Consider the following 1750-nt stretch of genomic DNA (forward strand, 5'->3'; position numbering starts at 1 on the left):
AGCGCCTCGCTGTGCCCGGGCCCGGCGCCGCGGAAGCTGGGCTCGGCGCGCAGCGGCGCCCGCCCGTCCCGCAGCCGGGCCACCTGGGTGGCCAGCCGGTGGGCGGGCGCGTCCAGCGCGACGGACGGGGTGAGCGCACGCAGCTCGTCGGTCACGGTGAGCAGCGCGGTCAGGTGTCCGGCCAGCCGGATGTCGAGTTCCGCCTCCCGGGAACGCTGGGGGAAACGGTCACCGGACACGGGCTGCTCGGCCATGGTGTGGACCGACTTGTTCCGGATCGGCTCGTACATGGAAGACCTCCTGACGTTCTCAGGAAGCCATCCTAACTTGGACAACGTCTAAAGTTGTAGTCGGTACGCCCGATCCACGGGAACCGCCGCCGAAGCACCTCCCGGGGAAGGTGCCGGCCCGGCGGGACGTGCGGTGATCAGTGCTGGCTGTAGCCGTCCAGGAAGCGGCCGATCCGGTCGACCGCGTCGGTCAGCTCCTTCGCCGACGGCAGCGTCACGATCCGGAAGTGGTCGGGCTCGGGCCAGTTGAAACCGGTGCCGTGCACGATCATGATCTTCTCGGCGCGCAGCAGGTCCAGCACCATCTGCCGGTCGTCCTTGACCTTGTAGACCTTCGGATCCAGCCGGGGGAAGGCGTACAGGGCGCCCTTGGGCTTCACGCAGCTGACGCCGGGGATCCGGGTCAGCGCCTCGTAGACCGCGTCGCGCTGCTCCAGCAGTCGGCCGCCGGGCAGGACCAGGTCCTTGATGGACTGGTGGCCGCCGAGCGCGGTGGCCACCGCGTGCTGGGCGGGCATGTTGGCGCACAGCCGCATGTTCGCGAGGATCGTCAGCCCCTCGATGTAGCTGCCGGCGTGCGCCTTCGGCCCGCACACCGCCAGCCAGCCGCTGCGGTAGCCGGCCACCCGGTAGGCCTTGGAGAGCCCGTTGAAGGTGAGCGTCAGCAGGTCGGGGGCGAGCGCGGCGGTCGGGGTGTGCGTCGCGTCGTCGTAGAGGATCTTGTCGTAGATCTCGTCCGAGCAGACGATCAGGTTGTGCCGCCGCGCGATCTCGGTGAGCGCGAGCAGCATCTCCTCGCTGTACACCGCGCCGGTGGGGTTGTTCGGGTTGATGATCACCAGGGCCTTGGTCCGGTCGGTGACCTTGCGCTCGATGTCGGCCAGGTCCGGCATCCAGTCGGCCTGCTCGTCGCACCGGTAGTGCACCGCCGTACCGCCCGACAGCGAGACGGCGGCCGTCCACAGCGGGTAGTCCGGCGCCGGGACGAGCACCTCGTCACCGTCGTCCAGCAGTGCCTGCATGGACATCTGGATCAGCTCGGACACACCGTTGCCGAGGTAGATGTCCTCGACGGACAGCGGAACGCCCTGCGTCTGGTAGTGCTGCATCACCGCCCGCCGTGCGGACAGCAGCCCCTTCGCGTCACCGTAACCGTGCGCGTCCCCGACGTTGCGGAGCATGTCCTCGAGGATCTCCGGCGGGCACTCGAACCCGAAGGCCGCCGGATTGCCGGTGTTCAGCTTGAGAATGCGATGACCTGCCGCCTCCAGCCGCATCGCCTCCTCCAGCACCGGGCCACGGATCTCGTAACAGACGTTGGAGAGCTTCGTCGACTGGATCACCTGCATAGCGGTCACGATACGGGCGGCCGACCGGGAGCGCCCGGTGTTTTTCACCACGTGGGCCACTCGGAGCACTCGCACGGCCGGCCTCCCCCGCCGCCGGAGGGCGCCGCGGGC

General features: G+C 69.4%; 2 protein-coding genes. Both read right to left on the reverse strand.

Annotated elements, in window-relative coordinates; all coding sequences use genetic code 11:
* A partial coding sequence (locus ACYVE9_RS25480) for an SCO4983 family protein (RefSeq protein WP_461030246.1) occupies positions 1-290 on the reverse strand: 290 nt, incomplete at its 3' end.
* A gap of 137 nt (positions 291-427) precedes the next feature.
* On the reverse strand, positions 428-1639 hold the full coding sequence (locus ACYVE9_RS25485) for a pyridoxal phosphate-dependent aminotransferase (protein WP_461030247.1): 1212 nt from the start codon (positions 1637-1639) through the stop codon (positions 428-430).
* Positions 1640-1750: the final 111 nt, after the last annotated feature.

This window comes from Streptomyces sparsus, from assembly GCF_054776295.1.